Genomic DNA, 16,929 nt, shown 5'->3' with positions numbered 1-16,929 from the left:
CAATAGTATCGCTGTGTTACACCGCAAGCATCGCGTGAGAAGGCGCAGGCGGTAGGGGGGAACCGATCGATGCACGAAGACGTCTGGCAGAGCTTTGTCCACGCGCTTACGACAATGCTGGGCGCGCATGGCCCCGCGACGGCAGGCGCCGCGAAGAGCTTCGCACCGGGCGATTACAGCATTCATTTCTTCCTGCAGCTCGCGGTTATCCTGATCGCCTGCCGCGTGGTTGGCTGGCTGGGGCAGAAGCTGCTCGCCCAGCCGCAGGTGGTGGGCGAGATGATCGCGGGCGTGATCCTGGGGCCGTCGCTGCTTGGCCTGCTCTTCCCCGATCTGCAGGCGGCGATCTTCCCGAAGGAGACGAAGAACGTCCTATATGTCGGCGCGCAATTTGGCGTGGGGCTGTACATGTTCCTCGTCGGCACGACGCTGCAGGTCGAGCATTTCCGATCCAAGGCGCGAAGTGCGATGACCGTTTCTGCCGCCGGAATAGCCGTGCCGTTCCTGCTGGCGGCGATTGTCGCGCCGATGCTGGTTACCGTACCCGGCCTGTTCGCGGCAGGCATTTCCAACTTCAACGCGACGCTGTTTCTGGGCGCCTGCATCGCGCTGACGGCGTTCCCGATGCTGGCACGGATCATCAACGAGCGCGGACTGGCGGAATCGTCGCTGGGCACGCTGTCGTTGACCGCGGGTGCTTTCGACGATGCCTGTTCATGGTGCGTACTGGCCATCGTGCTGGCCACTTTTGGGGCGGGGCCGGGCGTGGCGATCCTCGCGATCGGCGGGGGCCTGCTCTACACATTGTTCCTGGTGCTGGTCGGCCGGCGGCTGCTGGCCCCGCTGGGCGCGGCGGTGGAGCGCAGCGGCGAAATGAGCCTGACGGTGCTCGGCATCACCATGGCGCTGTTCTGCCTGTCCGCCTTCTTCATGGACGCGATCGGTATTCATGCGATCTTCGGCGGCTTCATCCTGGGCGCCGTGATGCCGCGCGGGCGCTTCGCCGCCGAGCTGAAGCGCAAGATCGAGCCGCTGGCAGTGGTGCTGCTGCTGCCGATGTTCTTCACCTATTCGGGGCTGAACACGCGGATGGACATGGTCAATTCGGTATCGCTGATCGGCATCACGCTGGCGGTGCTGGCAGTATCGATCCTCGCCAAGTTCGGCGCTTGCTGGGCGGCGGCGCGGCTTTCGGGCGAGGACAACCGCACCGCGCTGGGCATCGGCGCGTTGATGAACTCGCGCGGGCTGATGGAACTGATCATCATCAATATCGGCCTGCAAAAGGGGATTATCGGCCCCACGCTGTTCGCGATGCTGGTGCTGATGGCGATCGTGACGACGATGATGGCGTCGCCGCTGTTCGAGCTGGTCTATGGCCGGCTGGCGCGGGCGCGGGGCGAGCTGGGCAGCGTGCCGGGCGAACCCGGGCTCGCCTGACCGGCTCAGCCGCCGACCAGCGCGGTAAGGTCGATCAGCGCGCGCGGCACCGATACGCCGGGACTGGTGCCGATATAGCGCGGCACCCAGACGGGTTCATATTTCGCCTTGAACGCACGCAGGCCCGAAAAGCCGTACAACCGCTCGCCATGGCCATAGACCGCCGCGCCCAGCCGCGACCAGATCGGCGCGAGCGGCCCCGGCTTCAGCCCCGATAGCGGCGCCATACCGAGGTTGAACCGCTCGAACCCCTGCGCCGCGCCATATTGCATCAGCCGGACGAACAGCAGGTCCATCGCGCCATAGGGCGTGCCGGGCAGATAGCGCATCAGGTCGACCGACATCTCCTCGCGGTTCGGCGTCTCCCAGATATTGGCGAAGGCGACGATCTCGCCGTGCAGGCGCAGCACCGCACAATCGAAGCGGGCCAGATAGTCAGGATCGAACCGGCCCAGGCTGAAGCTCTTTTCCGCGCCGGGTTTCCCTTCCAGCCATGCGTCGGACACGCGGCGCAGCGCGGGCAGGGCGGCCGGCATCTGCGCGGCGGGGATGACCTCGAACACTAGCCCGGCGGCATTGGCCTTGTTCACGCAGTGGCGCAGCGACTTGTAGGGCGCGCCCTTCAGCGCATAGCCCTGGCGCAGGTCGACCAGCGCCTCTTCGCCATATTTCATCGGTTGCAGGCCCAGCTCGACCACCAGTGGCAGCATCGCCGCGCTGACCTGAAACAGGCAGAGCCGTCCGCGCGCGGCATCGCAGCGGCGGCGGATTTCCCAGATCAGTTCCGACCACGCCGCTTCGGGACCGACCGGATCGCCCATCACGACCCAGGTACGCCCCTGCACGCGGTACATCAGGAACGCGTCGCCTGAAGTGGAGACCAGAAAGTCCTTGTCGCCGGTGAACGCGAGCATCGCATCGGCGCGGCTGCTGACAGCGATGGCCCGTTCGGCGACTTCCTCGGACAATTCCTGCCCCTCGCGGATGTGCGGCGAGGCCGACATCAGGCGCCAGAACGCCCAGCCGACGAGCAGCATCGTCGCCCCCAGCGTCGCGCGCAGGAAGCGGGGAGCATTGCCGCGCCAGGCGAAGTCCCACCACAGCGCATCGCTGTACGGCACCCGCTTATAAGCGAAGAACCCCGCCCAGGCGCTGAGTGCCAGCGCGATCAGCGCTGCCGCCCACCACCAGCGCGCGACCGGCGCCGAGCCGATGCCGGCGCTGCGGTAAAAGCCCGGCCGGGCATATTGCAGCATCCCCGCTACAACGAGCAGCACCGTCGCTTCCTCATAATCCACACCCTTCAGCAGCGAGAACAGCGCGCCGGCGAGCAGCAGCACCCGCGCGGCGTGGAAGCCGCTCTTCAGCCGCGCCTGCACGGCCGGGGCGATCAACAGCAGCGCGGTGCCCACCAGACTGGCGGCGAAGTGCGAGCCTTCGACGAACGGCAGCGGCAACAGCTTGTGGAGCGGGTGCATGCGGCCATGCGCGGGGGGCAGCGCGCCGGAAACAAGCAGCACCAGCCCGCCCGCGAACACCAGCAGCGCGAGTAGCGGCGGCGCCAGCGCCTGTCCGATCCGGTCGGCGACGGACAGGCCAGCAGCGATCGGGTGGCGCAGGCGCTTCCCCTCCACCGCGACGAGCAGCGCGCCGGCAACCAACAGAGGAAGCAGATAATAGACGAGGCGATAGAGGAGGAGGGCGGCGAACAACTCGCTGCGGCCGAGCGGCAGCAGCGCCAGCATCGTCCCCTCGAACACGCCGATCCCGCCGGGCACATGGGTGATCAGCGCGACGACGATCGCGAGTGCATAGGCAAGGAAGAAGCTGCCGATCAGCGCCGGGTCGGCGCCCGGCACCAGCACGAACAGCGCGCCCGAAGCGCAGGCAAGGTCCAGCGCCGCGACACCGATCTGTGCCGCCATCAGTTGCGGGGTGGGTAGTGGGAGCACCGCTTCGCCGATCCGCACCGTTGCCCATCCCCGTGCGCGAAGGGCAAATAGGACGATTGCGACCAACACCAGCGCTCCGCCTATCGCGTGCTGCACCGAAGCGGCAATGCTGTACCCCGCTACCGCCAGCGGTTGCGCGCCGAGCAGCAGCGCCGCCGCCGTCACCGCGAACACGCCGCCCCAGAAGGTGCCCGAGGCGATCAGCGTGATCCGGGCGACATCGGTAAAGTCCAGCCCGGCGGCGGTATAGGCGCGCAGCCGGGCAGTGCCGCCAGTGAGCAGCGACAGGCCGAGATTGTGGCTGATCGTATAGCTGGTGAAGGAAGCGAGCGCCGCAGTGCGCCAGGGGAGCCGCTTGCCGATCGTGCGCACCGCGAACCAGTCGTAGAGCGTTAGCAGCAGATAGGAACAGGTGGTGAGCGCGATGGCGATCCCAAGGCGGTCGCCGCCGATTTGGTGGAGCGCTTGGCGCACATCGCGCAGCCTGACCTGTGCGAGTATGGAGCGGACCGCCTCAAACCCCAGCAGCGCGACGGCGAGCGCCAGCAGCACCAGCAGCGGCCGCTTGTATCGCCGTATCCGGGCGATCGGTCCTTTCTCTGCTAGCGCCGGCGCTTCTACAGCCGGGTCCACTCCTGCGACTTGCATATCCAACCCCCGAGGATGCAGCCGGAAATACGCAGTTTGGACGGTGAGACCACCTGGATGTGCGAATAGAAGCTGCGGCCCATATCAGGCACATAGACCGTCCCGGTCCAGCGCTTGGGCGTATCCCGCCGATAGGCGCGCAACAGCTGGGTGCCAATCAGATTCTGTACGCCGGACTCGCGGGCGTCCTCCAGCGCTTCCTGATTGGCGGCGACAATGGTGCCGCACAGCTCCTCGCCGCACATGGTGGTGCGAACCGCAATGCTGTGGCGGGGATTTTGCCAGGTGCCGAGCACCGCGTCATTGCCGTCGCTCTGACCAGCAGGGGCGGAAAGGGGCGCGGCGGCGAGCAGGGCGAGCGTGCGTTTCATGGTCGATGCGGCGCAGCTTGCGCTCCCAGCACGGGAGCAAGGGCAGTGAAAAAGGTTCGGACCAGCAGGTCATGGTCCATGCGCAGATAATGGCCGCCGGGCAGGGCGATCCGCCGCACATTCGCGCCAAGCATGGTCGGGCACAGGCTGTCGCTTTCGGTGGCGCCGCTGATGCAGGTGACGGGCAGCCAGTGCAGCGCGCGGACTTCGATCGATTCTACGTCGGGCGTCCCGAGATAGGCGAGGTTAAGCGGATCGGCGCGGAAATAGGCGCTGGCGCTAGGGACCACCAGCACCAGTGCGGCGACATGGGGGCGAAGATCGGCGGGAAGATGGGCGATGCCCACCCGCGCGATGTCGGCACCGAACGACTGGCCGGACAGGATCACGCGGGTCGCGCCAATCCTGCGCATCGCATCGCGTACCGAATTGGCGACCAGCGCATCGACATCGGCGCGGCTGCGGCGCTTTCCGAACAATGCCGGCATGCCCACCGCATAGACCGGGATTCCCGCCTCGGTCAGCGCGTCGACAATATAGGGCCCCATACCCCAGTGGAGACCCATATCGCCGGAAAAATAGACGACCGCCATATGCCGTGAAGGGCCGTCCGCCCTATATATGCGCACCGGGTTCGTATCGAAGAAACCGGCGCTCCAGTAGAGAATCGCTATTGCTGCAGCCAGCACTGCGAGAAGGATCGCGGTCCAGCGCCGCCAGCGTAGACGCGGTGCCGCCGCGGCAGTTGGTTCGCGATTCGCCATCGGGGCCCCATGCAATCGACTAGCTGAAGGCAGGATTAAGCGACGGGAAGAAAATGCAACCCGGCGGGGGACCGAAAATGGCCGGTCCGGGCGAAAAATTTTGCGGTGCAGCAGCAGTGTGCGGATCAGAAGACGTTCCGGCCCGCTCGGATCTGGCGCCGCGTGGTAAACAGTGCGCGCGCAGTGGCTGCGGCATCGCGCATTACGACCAGCACGCTGTCACCGGCTTCGACCCGCTCGTCGCGGGCCGGGCGCGGCAGGACATGGCCGTCGGCCCGGTCGATCTGGACGATGAACAGGCCGTTGCTCGCACGCCGCTCCGCCTCGTCAACAGTCAAGCCGCAGAGCGCGGCATTGGGAGTAGCCTCGATCCGCTCGATCTCCAGCCCAAGCGCCTCCAATTCTGTCCGCAACCGGCCGAGCTGCGCATCGCCGCGCACTTCCTGGCTGTGGGGATAGAGGATCATCCGCGCCATCGTCTCGGCGCCGATATGGGTGGGGAAGATCACCCGGTCGGCGCCGGCGTGGATCAGCTTGCGTTCGGTGGTCGTCGCTTCGCCACGTGCGATGATTTCCAGTCGCGGGTTGAGGTTGCGGGCGCTCAGCGTGATGAAGACATTGGCGGCATCGTCCGGCAGCACGGTGGCAAGCGCCCGCGCGCGCTGGATACCGGCGGCGATCAGTACCTCTTCCTCGGTGGCATCACCGCCCAGCGTGCAATGCTCTGCCGTCTCGGCCTCGGCGCGCTTTTCCAGGCCACGCTCGATGATGACGAGCGGCATGCCCGCCCGCGTCAGCTCCTGGGCCAGCATCATGCCAATCCGGCCATAGCCGCAGATGACGACATGGTCCGAAAGCCGGTCGATCCGGTTTTGCATACGGGAGGCTCCGAAAATGCTACGCAATTGCAGGACGGTGAAGAACTGAACGAGCGCGCTGGTGAGCAGGATCATGCCGGTACAGCCCAGCACCATCGTCGCCATGGTCAGCGCGTGGAGATAAGGCGTGTCGATCGGCCGGACCTCGCCATAACCGACCGTGTAGAGCGTCAGCACCACCATGTAGCTGGCGTCGGCGAAGCTCCACCCTGCGGCCATATAGCCGATCGTCGAAAGCACTGCGACGACCAGCACGAAGACCAGAATGGAGACGAGATTGCGCGTCGGCGAGCCGAGTACGCTTTCTGCATCTGCCAATATCCGCCGCATCGCCATCTATTACGACAGAGGCACGCGCATCTGTCCATTCGTAGCGACCGCAGACGCACGAAAATTGTTACGGCTGCGCCCGCTTGCGGCAAAGCGCAGCGGGAGCTAAAGGGCCGCGCTCAGCTCTTTCTCAACGACAGGCACGATCCATGAAGATCAGCGGCGTGGACATCCGTCCCGGCAACATCATCGAATATGAGGGCGGCATCTGGCGCGCCGTCAAGATCCAGCACACCCAGCCCGGCAAGGGCGGTGCCTATATGCAGGTCGAACTCAAGAACCTGCGCGACGGCCGCAAGAACAATGTCCGCTTCCGCTCGGCCGAAACCGTGGAGCGCGTGCGCCTCGACACCAAGGATTTCCAGTTCCTGTATCCGGAAGGCGACATGCTCGTCTTCATGGACAAGGAAACCTATGACCAGACGACGCTGCCGCGCGACCTGTTAGGCGATGCCGCGGCCTTCCTGCAGGACGGCATGGACGTTCTGATGGAGCTCTATGACGAAGAGCCGATCAGCGTGCAGCTGCCCGACACGATCGAAGCGACGATCGTCGAGGCTGACGCGGTGGTGAAGGGGCAGACGGCCTCGTCTTCGTACAAGCCGGCCGTGCTCGACAATGGCGTGCGCATCATGGTGCCGCCGCACATCGCATCGGGCACGCGCATCGTCGTTGACGTATACGAGCAGACCTACGTTCGCCGCGCGGACTGATCTGTCGGCTTCGGCCGAACCTATCGAAGGGAAGGGGACGGCAGGCCTGCGTCCCCTTTTCCCGTTTTCGGGTCAGGCCTTCCCCAGTCCTCCGCGTGTGCGGCAGGGAGAGAGATTGATATGGTAGCGCATTCCGGCCTTCTCACCGTCATGGACCGCGCCGCGCGCAAGGCGGCTCCCCGCCTGCGTCGCGACTTCAACGAGGTCCAGCACCTGCAGGTCAGCCGGAAGGGGCCGGCCGATTTCGTGAGTATGGCCGACAAGCGCGCCGAGCAGACGCTGATCGAGGAACTGCGCAAGGCGCGTCCCGACTGGCGCATTCTGGCTGAAGAGGGCGGCGAACTGCCGGGCGACCCTGACAAGCCCCGGTTCATCGTCGATCCGCTGGATGGCACCACCAACTTCCTCCACGGCATCCCGCATTTCTCGATCGCGATCGCGGTCGAGGATCCGAACGGTTCGCAGGGCAAGCCGGAAATCACCCATGGCCTGGTTTATCAGCCGCTGACGGATGAAAGCTTCTGGGCCGAAAAGGGCCGTGGCGCCTGGTTGCAGGACCAGCGGCTGCGCGTATCCTCACGCCGCGACCTGACCGAAGCGCTGATCGCGACGGGCATTCCCTTCATGGGTCATGGCAATTTTGCCGAGTGGAGCCGAATCTTCGGTGCGGTGGCGCCGGAAGTGGCGGGGATTCGCCGGCTGGGTTCTGCGGCGCTCGACCTCGCCTGGGTCGCGGCTGGTCGCTTCGACGGTTATTGGGAATCGGACCTGAAGCCCTGGGACGTGGCGGCGGGCATGCTGCTGGTCAAGGAAGCCGGCGGCTTCGTCACCGACTATCGCGGTCAGGACATGGCGATGCAGCGGAACCAGTTCCTTGCCGCCAATGACGGGCTGCATTCGAAGCTGCACAAGCTGGTGGCGAACGCGCTGCGCTGATCCGGCGTTGTCGCGCATGGCAGACGGGGATTTTCCACAGGCTTTTCGGCTCGATGGAAAATGTCCGCTTGCTTGCCCGGGCACGTCGCGCGTGCGCGCTAAGTCCCGGTAAATCCTGTCCCAAAGTCCGGATTGGTCGATGCAACCTTTCCGGCGATCCATTCGCTATTCAGGAAGCGTGCGGGCGGCAAATTATTGCGAGTGATTCTCACTGGTTCCGGCTCTTGCCGCACCGGTGGCACCGTCCTAGAAGCCGCCGCAAGATTCCGCATTCGCGAGAAGAGAAGGCCATTGGTCGACCTGTCACAATATCTGCCGATCCTGCTGTTCCTCGGGGTCGCCCTGGTGCTCTCCAGCGCCTTCGTGTTCCTGCCCATGCTGATTTCGCGCCTGACTGGCACGAACCAGCCGACGCCGGAAAAGCTCACCGAATATGAGTGCGGCTTCCCCGCGTTCGAGGATTCGCGCAGCCAGTTCGACGTGCGCTTCTACCTCGTCGCGATCCTGTTCATCGTGTTCGATCTGGAAGCTGCCTTCCTGTATCCATGGGCGGTGAGCGTGTTCAAGCTCGGCTGGACCGCCTGGATTTCGATGATGATCTTTGTCGCCGAGCTTGCGCTTGGCCTAATCTATGCCTGGAAGAAGGGAGCCCTGGAATGGGAGTAGAGCTTTCGGCGCCGCCCCCGCCGGGAACGCTCCCGGACGTCGGCTTCCTGAACGACATCAATGCCGAGATCGCCGACAAGGGCTTTCTCGTCACCTCCACCGAGGAACTGTTCCAGTGGGCCCGCACCGGCTCGCTCTGGTGGATGACCTTCGGTCTGGCGTGCTGCGCGGTGGAGATGATCCACGTGAACATGCCGCGCTACGACATGGAGCGGTTCGGCGCCGCCCCGCGCGCGTCGCCGCGTCAGTCGGACGTGATGATCGTCGCGGGCACGCTGTGCAACAAGATGGCCCCGGCCCTGCGCCGGGTCTATGACCAGATGTCGGAACCGAAATACGTGATTTCGATGGGCAGCTGCGCCAATGGCGGCGGCTATTACCACTATAGCTACAGCGTTGTGCGCGGTTGCGACCGGATTGTGCCCGTGGACATCTATGTTCCCGGCTGCCCTCCGACTGCAGAGGCGCTGCTCTATGGCGTGATGCAGCTTCAGCGGAAGATTCGCCGTATCGGGAGTTTCGAACGGTGAGGGCGCCTGCTCCGAAATATGCCGCCAATGACGGCGTGATCGATGCTGCGCGGGCCGCGCTGGGCGACATGCTTGTCGAGGCTAAGGACGCTGTGGGCGAAGTGTCGCTCACCGTGGTGCGCGAGAAGCTGGTCGAGGCGATGATCGCGCTGCGCGATACGCCGGGCCTGGAATATCAGCAGCTCAGCGAAATCGCCGGCGTCGACTATCCGCAGCGCGCGGAGCGGTTCGACGTGATCTACCAGCTGCTGTCGTTCACGCGGAACCACCGGATTCGCGTTCGTGTGACCACCGACGAGGAAAAGCCGGTGCCGAGCGTGACGGGCATCTGGCCGGTCGCCGGCTGGCTCGAGCGCGAGACGTACGACATGTACGGCGTGCTGTTCGAGGGCAATACCGACTTGCGCCGCATCCTGACCGATTATGGTTTCCAGGGGCATCCGCTGCGCAAGGACTTCCCGATGACGGGTTATGTCGAGCTGCGTTACTCGGAGGAATCGAAGCGCGTCGTCTATGAGCCGGTCAGCCTGGCGCAGGACTTCCGCAACTTCGACTTCATGAGCCCGTGGGAAGGCGCGAAATACGTGCTGCCGGGCGACGAAAAGGCGCCCGCTGCGCCGCCCGCGCCGCCACAGGCTGTCCAGTCAAAGACCACCGACAGCCCGGCCCAAACCGGCGCCGGCCAGTCGCACCCGGGCAACCAGCCTGGCGAAAAGCCCAAGGACTCGGACGTGATCCCCACCAAGGGTGAGGGGCAGAACCAATGACCGATACCGTCGAACAGATCATCGATCACGGCGTCGACCCGGTGACGGGTGAGACCCAGATCGCGAACTACACGATCAACTTCGGCCCGCAGCATCCTGCGGCGCACGGCGTGCTCCGTCTCGTCACCGAACTGGACGGCGAGATCATCGAGCGCATCGATCCGCATGTGGGCCTGCTCCACCGCGGCACCGAAAAGCTGATCGAGTACAAGACCTACACCCAGGCGCTGCCCTATTTCGATCGCTTCGACTATTGCTCGCCGCTGGCGATGGAGCACAGCTATGTGCTTGCGGTCGAGAAGCTGCTCGATCTCGAGGTGCCGCTGCGTGGCCAGTATCTGCGCGTGCTGTTTGCGGAGCTGACCCGCATCTGCAACCACATGCTGAACCTGGGTTCGCACGTGATGGACGTCGGCGCGATGACGCCGAACCTGTGGATGTTCGAAATCCGCGAAGACTGCCTGAACTTCTTCGAACGGGCGTCGGGTGCGCGCATGCACTCGAACTATTACCGCGTCGGCGGGGTTCGGCAGGACGTGCCGGTCAAGCTGCTGAACGACATTGCGGAATGGCTCGATACGCGCCTGCCGCGGCTGTTCGGCGACGCGATCAGCCTGGTCGCCGAGAACCGCATCTTCAAGCAGCGCAATGTCGACATCGCGATCGTCAACCGCGACGACGCGATCAAATGGGGCTTCTCCGGCCCGATGATCCGCGCCGCCGGCATTCCGTGGGACATCCGCCGCGCGCAGCCGTACGACGTGTACGACCGCATGGACTTCGAAATCCCCGTTGGCACCAAGGGCGATTGCTATGATCGCTTCATGGTCCGCGTCGAGGAAGTCTATCAGTCGGCCCGCATCATCAAGCAGTGCATTCAGGAAATGCCGGAAGGCCCGGTCCTGACGCTCGACCGCAAGGTCGGTGCGCCGAAGCGCGGCGAGATGAAGCAGTCGATGGAAGCGCTGATCCATCACTTCAAGCTCTTCACCGAAGGCTATCACGTGCCGGCGGGCGAAGTGTATGTCGCGACCGAAAGCCCCAAGGGCGAATTCGGCGTCTATCTGGTGTCGGACGGCACCAACAAACCCTATCGCTGCAAGGTGCGGCCGACCGCGTTCAGCCACCTGCAGGCGATGGATTTCATGTCCAAGGGGCACATGCTGGCGGACATCACCGCCATTCTGGGCGCCATGGACATCGTTTTTGGTGAATGTGACCGCTGATGGCTGACGCACCCCAACTCCCCGATGAAGCGGAAGTCCGCGCGCGCTGGGGCAATTTTGCCTGGACGCCGGCCAACGCCGAGAAGGCCAAGGAAATCATGGCCCGCTATCCGGCGGGTCGGCAGATGTCGTGCACCATTCCGTTTCTCGATCTGGCGCAGCGCCAGGTCGGCGCGGAAACGAACACGCAGGGCTGGCTTCCGGTTCCGGTGATCGAGTTCGTCGCCCGCGAACTGGACATGCCCTATATCCGCGTGTTCGAGGTCGCGACCTTCTACACCATGTTCAATCTGGCGCCGGTCGGCCGCTACCATGTGCAGGTCTGCGGCACGACGCCGTGCATGCTGCGCGGGTCGGACGACGTGATGGCCGCGTGCAAGTCGCGCGGGCTGAAGAAGGGCCACACCACCGAGGACGGGCTGTTCACGCTCACCGAGGTCGAGTGCATGGGTAATTGCGCGTCGGCGCCGATGGTGCAGATCAACGACGACAATTACGAGGATCTCGACTACGATCGCACGCTTGGCATCCTCGACGCGCTGGCCAAGGGCGAGACCCCGAAGACGGGTACGCAGGAGCCGGGCCGTCACACCGTCGAGCCGCTGGGCGGGCCGACCACGCTGACCGCGATGGTGGGCGAGAATCATGATTATCGGAGCGAATGGTGATGCGGGGCAACAGCCTGATCGTCACCATCCTGGCCATCATCGGCGGCATCGTCGTGCTCGGCTGGGTGCTCAAGCTCGCATTTAACTTGATCGGGACGGTCGTCCTGATCGGTCTGGCCGTAGTCTTCTATCTGTTCGTGCAGAAGCTGGTCGGGAAGGGACGCTAAGGTGCTTCAGGACAAGGACCGCATCTTCACCAATCTCTACGGCTATCAGTCGTGGCACCTCGACGCCGCCCGTGCGCGCGGCGCGTGGGACAATACCAAGGCGCTGCTGGAACTGGGCCAGGACACCATCATCGACCGCATCAAGGCCTCCGGCCTGCGCGGCCGTGGCGGCGCCGGCTTCCCGACGGGCATGAAGTGGAGCTTCATGCCGAAGAACCCGACACCCGAGCGTCCGAGCTTCCTCGTCATCAACGCCGACGAGTCCGAGCCCGGCTCGTGCAAGGACCGCGAGATCATTCGCCACGATCCGCACCTGCTGATCGAAGGCGCGCTGGTCGCGGGCTTCGCGATGCGCGCGCGTGCGGCCTATATCTACATTCGCGGCGAATATATCCGCGAGGCCGAGACGCTGTTCGCTGCGGTTGCCGAGGCATATGCCGCCGGGCTGCTGGGCAAGAATGCCTGCGGTTCGGGCTATGACTTCGACGTCTTCGTCCATCGCGGCGCCGGCGCCTATATCTGCGGCGAAGAAACCGCGATGATCGAGAGCCTGGAAGGCAAGAAGGGCCAGCCGCGCCTGAAGCCGCCGTTTCCGGCAGGTGCGGGCCTCTATGGCTGCCCGACCACGGTCAACAACGTCGAGTCGATCGCGGTTGCGCCGACGATCCTGCGGCGCGGGCCGGAATGGTTCGCCAGTTTCGGCAACGAGAACAACAAGGGCACCAAGCTCTTCCAGATCTCTGGCCATGTGAACAAGCCGTGCGTGGTCGAAGAGGCCATGTCGATCCCGTTCCGCGAGCTGATCGAAAAGCATTGCGGCGGCATTCGGGGCGGCTGGGACAATCTGCTCGCGGTGATCCCGGGCGGTTCGTCGGTGCCGGTAGTGCCGGCGGCGCAGATCATGGATGCGCCGATGGACTTCGACGGCCTTCGCGCGCTCGGCTCGGGCCTCGGCACCGCGGCCGTGATCGTGATGGACAAGTCGACCGACATCGTCCGCGCGATCAGCCGGCTCTCCTACTTCTACAAGCACGAGAGCTGCGGTCAGTGCACGCCCTGTCGCGAGGGCACCGGCTGGATGTGGCGCGTCATGGAGCGGCTGCGCACCGGCGACGCCGACATCAGCGAGATCGACACGCTGCAGCAGGTGACCAAGCAGGTCGAAGGCCACACCATCTGCGCCCTGGGCGACGCGGCCGCCTGGCCGATCCAGGGCCTGATCCGCCATTTCCGCCCCGAGATCGAGCGCCGCATCCACGCGCGCAAGTCGGGCGGCATCGAAACCATGCAAGAGGCGGCAGAGTAATGCCCAAGCTCAAGGTTGACGGAATCGAAGTCGAGGTGCCGCAGGGCGCCACCGTGCTCCAGGCCTGCGAGGCTGCGGGCAAGGAGATTCCGCGTTTCTGCTATCATGAACGGCTGAGCATCGCCGGCAATTGCCGCATGTGCCTGGTCGAGGTGAAGCCCGGACCGCCCAAGCCCCAGGCTTCGTGCGCGCTGCCGGCCGCCGACAATCAGGAAATCCGCACCGACAGCCCGATGGTGAAGGCCGCGCGCGAAGGCGTGATGGAATTCCTGCTGATCAACCACCCGCTCGATTGCCCGATCTGCGATCAGGGCGGCGAGTGCGACCTGCAGGACCAGTCGGTCGCCTATGGCCGCGGCAGCTCGCGCTATGAGGAAAACAAGCGCGCGGTCACCGAGAAATATATGGGCCCCATCATCAAGACGGTGATGACCCGCTGCATCCAGTGCACCCGCTGCGTTCGCTTCGGCGAGGAAGTGGCTGGCGTGGAAGACATCGGCGCGATCTATCGCGGCGAGAACATGCAGATCACGACCTATCTGGAGAAGGCGTTCAAGAGCGAGCTGTCGGGCAATGTCGCGGATTTGTGCCCGGTCGGCGCACTGACCCACAAGCCGGTCGCGTTCGAATATCGCCCCTGGGAGCTGAAGCGTAACCTGTCGATCGACGTGATGGACGCGGTCGGCACCAACATCCGCCTCGACAGCCGCGGCCGTCAGGTGATGCGCGTGCTGCCGCGCATCAACGAGGACGTGAACGAGGAGTGGGCGCACGACAAGACCCGCTACCATGTCGACGCGCTGGTCCGCCGCCGTCTCGACCGTCCGTTCGTCCGCAAGGACGGCAAGCTGGTCCCGGCGAGCTGGGAAGAAGCGTTCGACGCGATCGCGGGCGTGGCGGCGACTGCCGGCTCCAGCGTCGCGGCGATCGCCGGCGACCTGCTCGATGCCGAGACCATGTATGCCGCCAAGGCGCTGGTGAAGGCGTTCGGTTCGGACCTGCTCGAAGGCCGCCAGACCGGCATGGCCTATGACACGTCGAGCCTGTCGGCGGTTGCATTCAACACCACCATCGCGGCGATCGAAGAGGCCGATGCGATCCTGCTGGTCGGCACCAACCTGCGCTGGGAAGCGCCGCTGGTGAACACCCGCGTGCGCAAGGCGATCAGGCGCGGCGCCAAGGTGTTCGCGATCGGGCCGGAAGTCGACCTGACCTACAAGGTCGAATGGCTGGGCGACGATCTCGGGCTGCTCAACAGCTTGCCGGAAAATCTCGCCCAGGCGATCGACAATGCCAAGAAGCCGGCGCTGATCCTCGGCCCGGGTGCGCTCAAGAACGGCCATGGCGCTGCGCTCGCGATCGCCGGTGCGTTCCAGCGCGCCGCGACCGAAACCGAGGCGGCATGGAACGGCTTCAACGTCGTCCACACCGCGGCGGCGCGGATGGCCGGTCTGATGCTCGGCTATGCGCAGAAGGGCGGCATTGCCGACATCGTCGCGGCCGCGCCGAAGCTCGCCTTCTTCCTGGGTGCCGACGAGGTGGACTTCTCGAAGTTCGCCGGCAGCTTCAAGGTCTATATCGGCCATCATGGCGACCAGGGCGCGCATCATGCCGATGTGATCCTGCCGGGCGCCACCTATGCCGAGAAGCCGGGCACCTATGTGAACCTGGAAGGCCGCGTGCAGCGCGCCGATCGCGCGGTGTTCGCACCGGGCGAGGCGCGCGAGGACTGGACGATCCTGCGCGCGCTCTCCGAAAAGGTCGGCCGCACGCTGCCGTTCGACAGCTTCGACGAACTGCGCGCCGCCATGGCGAGCGAGGTTCCGGCGCTTGGCCAGGAAGGTCTGGCGGAGTTCGCGTGGAGCCCGCCGTCGTTGCCGTCGCAGGCGTCCGGCCCGGTGACCTATCCGATCGCCGACTTCTATCTCACCAACGCCATCTGCCGTGCGTCGCCGACGATGCAGCGCTGCTCGGCCGAACTGCTCCATGGCGAAGATTTCGCAGAGGCCGCAGAATGACCTCCTGGTTCACCTATCTCGGCCTGCCGTTCGAGGCGGCCTGGTTTATCGCCACGCTGATCGACATCCTCGTCATCGCGCTGCCGGTGATGCTGGCCGTCGCCATGGTCATCTATGCCGATCGCAAGATCTGGGCGGCGATGGCGCTGCGTCGCGGCCCGAACGTCGTCGGTCCGCTCGGCCTGCTCCAGTCGTTCGCCGATGGTCTGAAGGTCGCGCTGCAGGAAACCATCGTGCCGTCGGGCGCGAACAAGGGCCTGTTCCTGCTCGCGCCGATCATCACCTTCACGGTTGCGCTGATCGTGTGGGCGGTGGTGCCGTTCCAGGCGGGCGTCGCGCTGTCGAACATCAATGTCGGCCTGCTCTATGTGCTCGCGGCCTCGTCGCTGGGCGTGTATGGCATCATCCTCGCCGGCTGGTCTTCGAACTCGAAATACCCGTTCTACTCGGCGATCCGCGCCGCAGCACAGATGGTGAGCTACGAAGTCTCGATTGGCTTCGTGCTGATCTCGGTCGTGCTCTGGGCCGGCAGCTTCAACCTCGGCACCATCGTCGAGGCGCAGAAGGGCTATTACGGCTTCGTCAACGGCAATTTCGTCAACCCGCTGCTCTTCCCGATGGCGATCGTGTTCTTCATCTCGTCGCTCGCTGAGACGCAGCGCGCGCCGTTCGACCTGACCGAAGCGGAATCGGAGCTGGTTGCGGGCTATCAGACCGAATATTCGTCGATGGCCTTCGCGCTGTACTGGCTCGGCGAATATGCGAACGTCATCCTGATGTGCGCGCTGAACGCCACGCTGTTCTGGGGCGGCTATCTGCCTCCGTTCGACTGGGCGCCGCTCTACATAGTGCCGGGCATCATCTGGCTCTTCGCGAAGATGCTGTTCTTCTTCTTCTGCTTCAGCTGGGTGAAGGCCACCGTACCGCGCTATCGCTATGACCAGCTGATGCGCCTGGGCTGGAAGATCTTTCTGCCGCTGTCGCTTCTCTTCGTATTCCTCGTTTCCGGGTATCTCATGCTGACCCGGGTTGGAGTGCCCGCATGAGCGTCGCAAGTTTCGTCCGCACCTGGACTCTCTGGGAGTTCGTGAAGGCGCATGCCCTGACCTTGAAGTATTTCTTCAAGCCCAAGGCGACGATCAACTATCCGTACGAGAAGAACCCGGTGTCGCCGCGTTTCCGGGGCGAGCACGCGCTGCGCCGCTATCCCAATGGCGAAGAGCGCTGCATCGCGTGCAAGCTGTGCGAGGCGGTGTGCCCGGCGCTGGCGATCACCATCGAGGCAGAGCCGCGCGACGACGGCAGCCGCCGCACGACGCGCTATGACATCGACATGACCAAGTGCATCTATTGCGGCCTGTGCCAGGAAGCGTGCCCGGTCGATGCGATCGTCGAGGGGCCGAATTTCGAATTTTCCACCGAAACGCGTGAAGAGCTGATTTATCAAAAGGATAAGCTGCTCGCGAACGGCGATCGCTGGGAACGCGCGATTGCGGCGAACCTTGCCGCCGACGCGCCGTACCGTTAAGCGCCGCACCATTCAAAGGGG

17 protein-coding genes are annotated in these 16,929 nt (G+C 64.8%); 13 read left to right on the top strand and 4 right to left on the bottom strand.

From position 1 onward, the window contains the following. Nucleotides 1-69: 69 nt before the first annotated feature. A complete protein-coding gene (locus ACT53M_RS02650) occupies nt 70-1,440 on the top strand; it encodes a cation:proton antiporter (protein ID WP_476231282.1) in 1,371 nt (456 codons plus the stop codon). Between the two features lie 5 nt (nt 1,441-1,445). On the opposite strand, the gene mprF is transcribed toward ACT53M_RS02650, so the two are convergent. The 4 genes from mprF to ACT53M_RS02630 all read right to left on the bottom strand — a co-directional run bounded on the left by mprF (nt 1,446) and on the right by ACT53M_RS02630 (nt 6,371). Continuing rightward, nucleotides 1,446-4,040, bottom strand: coding sequence for a bifunctional lysylphosphatidylglycerol flippase/synthetase MprF (mprF, locus tag ACT53M_RS02645; protein ID WP_476231281.1), 2,595 nt, complete (start codon nt 4,038-4,040; stop codon nt 1,446-1,448). Continuing rightward, the gene (locus ACT53M_RS02640; RefSeq protein ID WP_476231280.1) at nt 4,010-4,411 is read right to left on the bottom strand and encodes a DUF2147 domain-containing protein; all 402 of its coding nucleotides are present in this window, start codon (nt 4,409-4,411) and stop codon (nt 4,010-4,012) included. Before ACT53M_RS02640 ends, mprF begins: the two co-directional genes overlap by 31 nt. After that, entirely contained in the window at nt 4,408-5,175 is a 768-nt protein-coding gene (locus ACT53M_RS02635) for an AcvB/VirJ family lysyl-phosphatidylglycerol hydrolase (RefSeq protein ID WP_476231278.1), read from the bottom strand. Before ACT53M_RS02635 ends, ACT53M_RS02640 begins: the two co-directional genes overlap by 4 nt. Nucleotides 5,176-5,300: 125 nt before the next feature. After that, on the bottom strand, nt 5,301-6,371 hold the full coding sequence (locus ACT53M_RS02630) for a potassium channel family protein (RefSeq protein ID WP_476231276.1): 1,071 nt from the start codon (nt 6,369-6,371) through the stop codon (nt 5,301-5,303). 161 nt (nt 6,372-6,532) lie between these two features. Between ACT53M_RS02630 and efp the strand changes: the two genes are divergently transcribed. From efp to nuoI, 12 genes are all read left to right on the top strand, one after another. Next, complete coding sequence (gene efp / locus ACT53M_RS02625; protein WP_125977018.1) at nt 6,533-7,096, top strand: elongation factor P; 564 nt, start codon at nt 6,533-6,535, stop codon at nt 7,094-7,096. A 120-nt stretch (nt 7,097-7,216) separates the two neighbouring features. Then, nucleotides 7,217-8,032, top strand: coding sequence for an inositol monophosphatase family protein (locus ACT53M_RS02620; RefSeq protein WP_476227605.1), 816 nt, complete (start codon nt 7,217-7,219; stop codon nt 8,030-8,032). A 291-nt stretch (nt 8,033-8,323) separates the two neighbouring features. Further along, entirely contained in the window at nt 8,324-8,698 is a 375-nt protein-coding gene (locus ACT53M_RS02615; protein WP_476231580.1) for an NADH-quinone oxidoreductase subunit A, read from the top strand. Beyond that, nucleotides 8,689-9,228 (top strand): NuoB/complex I 20 kDa subunit family protein, encoded by a 540-nt coding sequence (locus ACT53M_RS02610; RefSeq protein ID WP_476227608.1) that lies wholly within the window; start codon nt 8,689-8,691, stop codon nt 9,226-9,228. Before ACT53M_RS02615 ends, ACT53M_RS02610 begins: the two co-directional genes overlap by 10 nt. Continuing rightward, on the top strand, nt 9,225-9,995 hold the full coding sequence (locus ACT53M_RS02605) for an NADH-quinone oxidoreductase subunit C (protein ID WP_476231274.1): 771 nt from the start codon (nt 9,225-9,227) through the stop codon (nt 9,993-9,995). Before ACT53M_RS02610 ends, ACT53M_RS02605 begins: the two co-directional genes overlap by 4 nt. Continuing rightward, nucleotides 9,992-11,221 (top strand): NADH-quinone oxidoreductase subunit D, encoded by a 1,230-nt coding sequence (locus ACT53M_RS02600; RefSeq protein ID WP_476227611.1) that lies wholly within the window; start codon nt 9,992-9,994, stop codon nt 11,219-11,221. Before ACT53M_RS02605 ends, ACT53M_RS02600 begins: the two co-directional genes overlap by 4 nt. Beyond that, a complete protein-coding gene (locus ACT53M_RS02595; RefSeq protein ID WP_476227612.1) occupies nt 11,221-11,889 on the top strand; it encodes a complex I 24 kDa subunit family protein in 669 nt (222 codons plus the stop codon). The genes ACT53M_RS02600 and ACT53M_RS02595 overlap by 1 nt, the downstream gene beginning before the upstream one ends. After that, a complete protein-coding gene (locus tag ACT53M_RS02590; RefSeq protein WP_157105594.1) occupies nt 11,889-12,056 on the top strand; it encodes a hypothetical protein in 168 nt (55 codons plus the stop codon). Before ACT53M_RS02595 ends, ACT53M_RS02590 begins: the two co-directional genes overlap by 1 nt. A 1-nt stretch (nt 12,057) precedes the next feature. Continuing rightward, entirely contained in the window at nt 12,058-13,362 is a 1,305-nt protein-coding gene (gene nuoF, locus ACT53M_RS02585; RefSeq protein WP_476231273.1) for an NADH-quinone oxidoreductase subunit NuoF, read from the top strand. Beyond that, complete coding sequence (gene nuoG / locus ACT53M_RS02580) at nt 13,362-15,380, top strand: NADH-quinone oxidoreductase subunit NuoG (protein ID WP_476231271.1); 2,019 nt, start codon at nt 13,362-13,364, stop codon at nt 15,378-15,380. The genes nuoF and nuoG overlap by 1 nt, the downstream gene beginning before the upstream one ends. Continuing rightward, nucleotides 15,377-16,426 (top strand): NADH-quinone oxidoreductase subunit NuoH, encoded by a 1,050-nt coding sequence (gene nuoH / locus ACT53M_RS02575; RefSeq protein WP_476231270.1) that lies wholly within the window; start codon nt 15,377-15,379, stop codon nt 16,424-16,426. Before nuoG ends, nuoH begins: the two co-directional genes overlap by 4 nt. Continuing rightward, nucleotides 16,423-16,908, top strand: coding sequence for an NADH-quinone oxidoreductase subunit NuoI (gene nuoI, locus ACT53M_RS02570; RefSeq protein ID WP_476227617.1), 486 nt, complete (start codon nt 16,423-16,425; stop codon nt 16,906-16,908). Before nuoH ends, nuoI begins: the two co-directional genes overlap by 4 nt. The last annotated feature ends 21 nt before the right edge of the window (nt 16,909-16,929 follow it).

The organism is Sphingomonas sp. DMC6 (assembly GCF_056314225.1).
The sequence above is the reverse complement of the archived record's forward strand: the minus strand, read 5'-3'. Positions and strand labels throughout refer to the sequence as shown.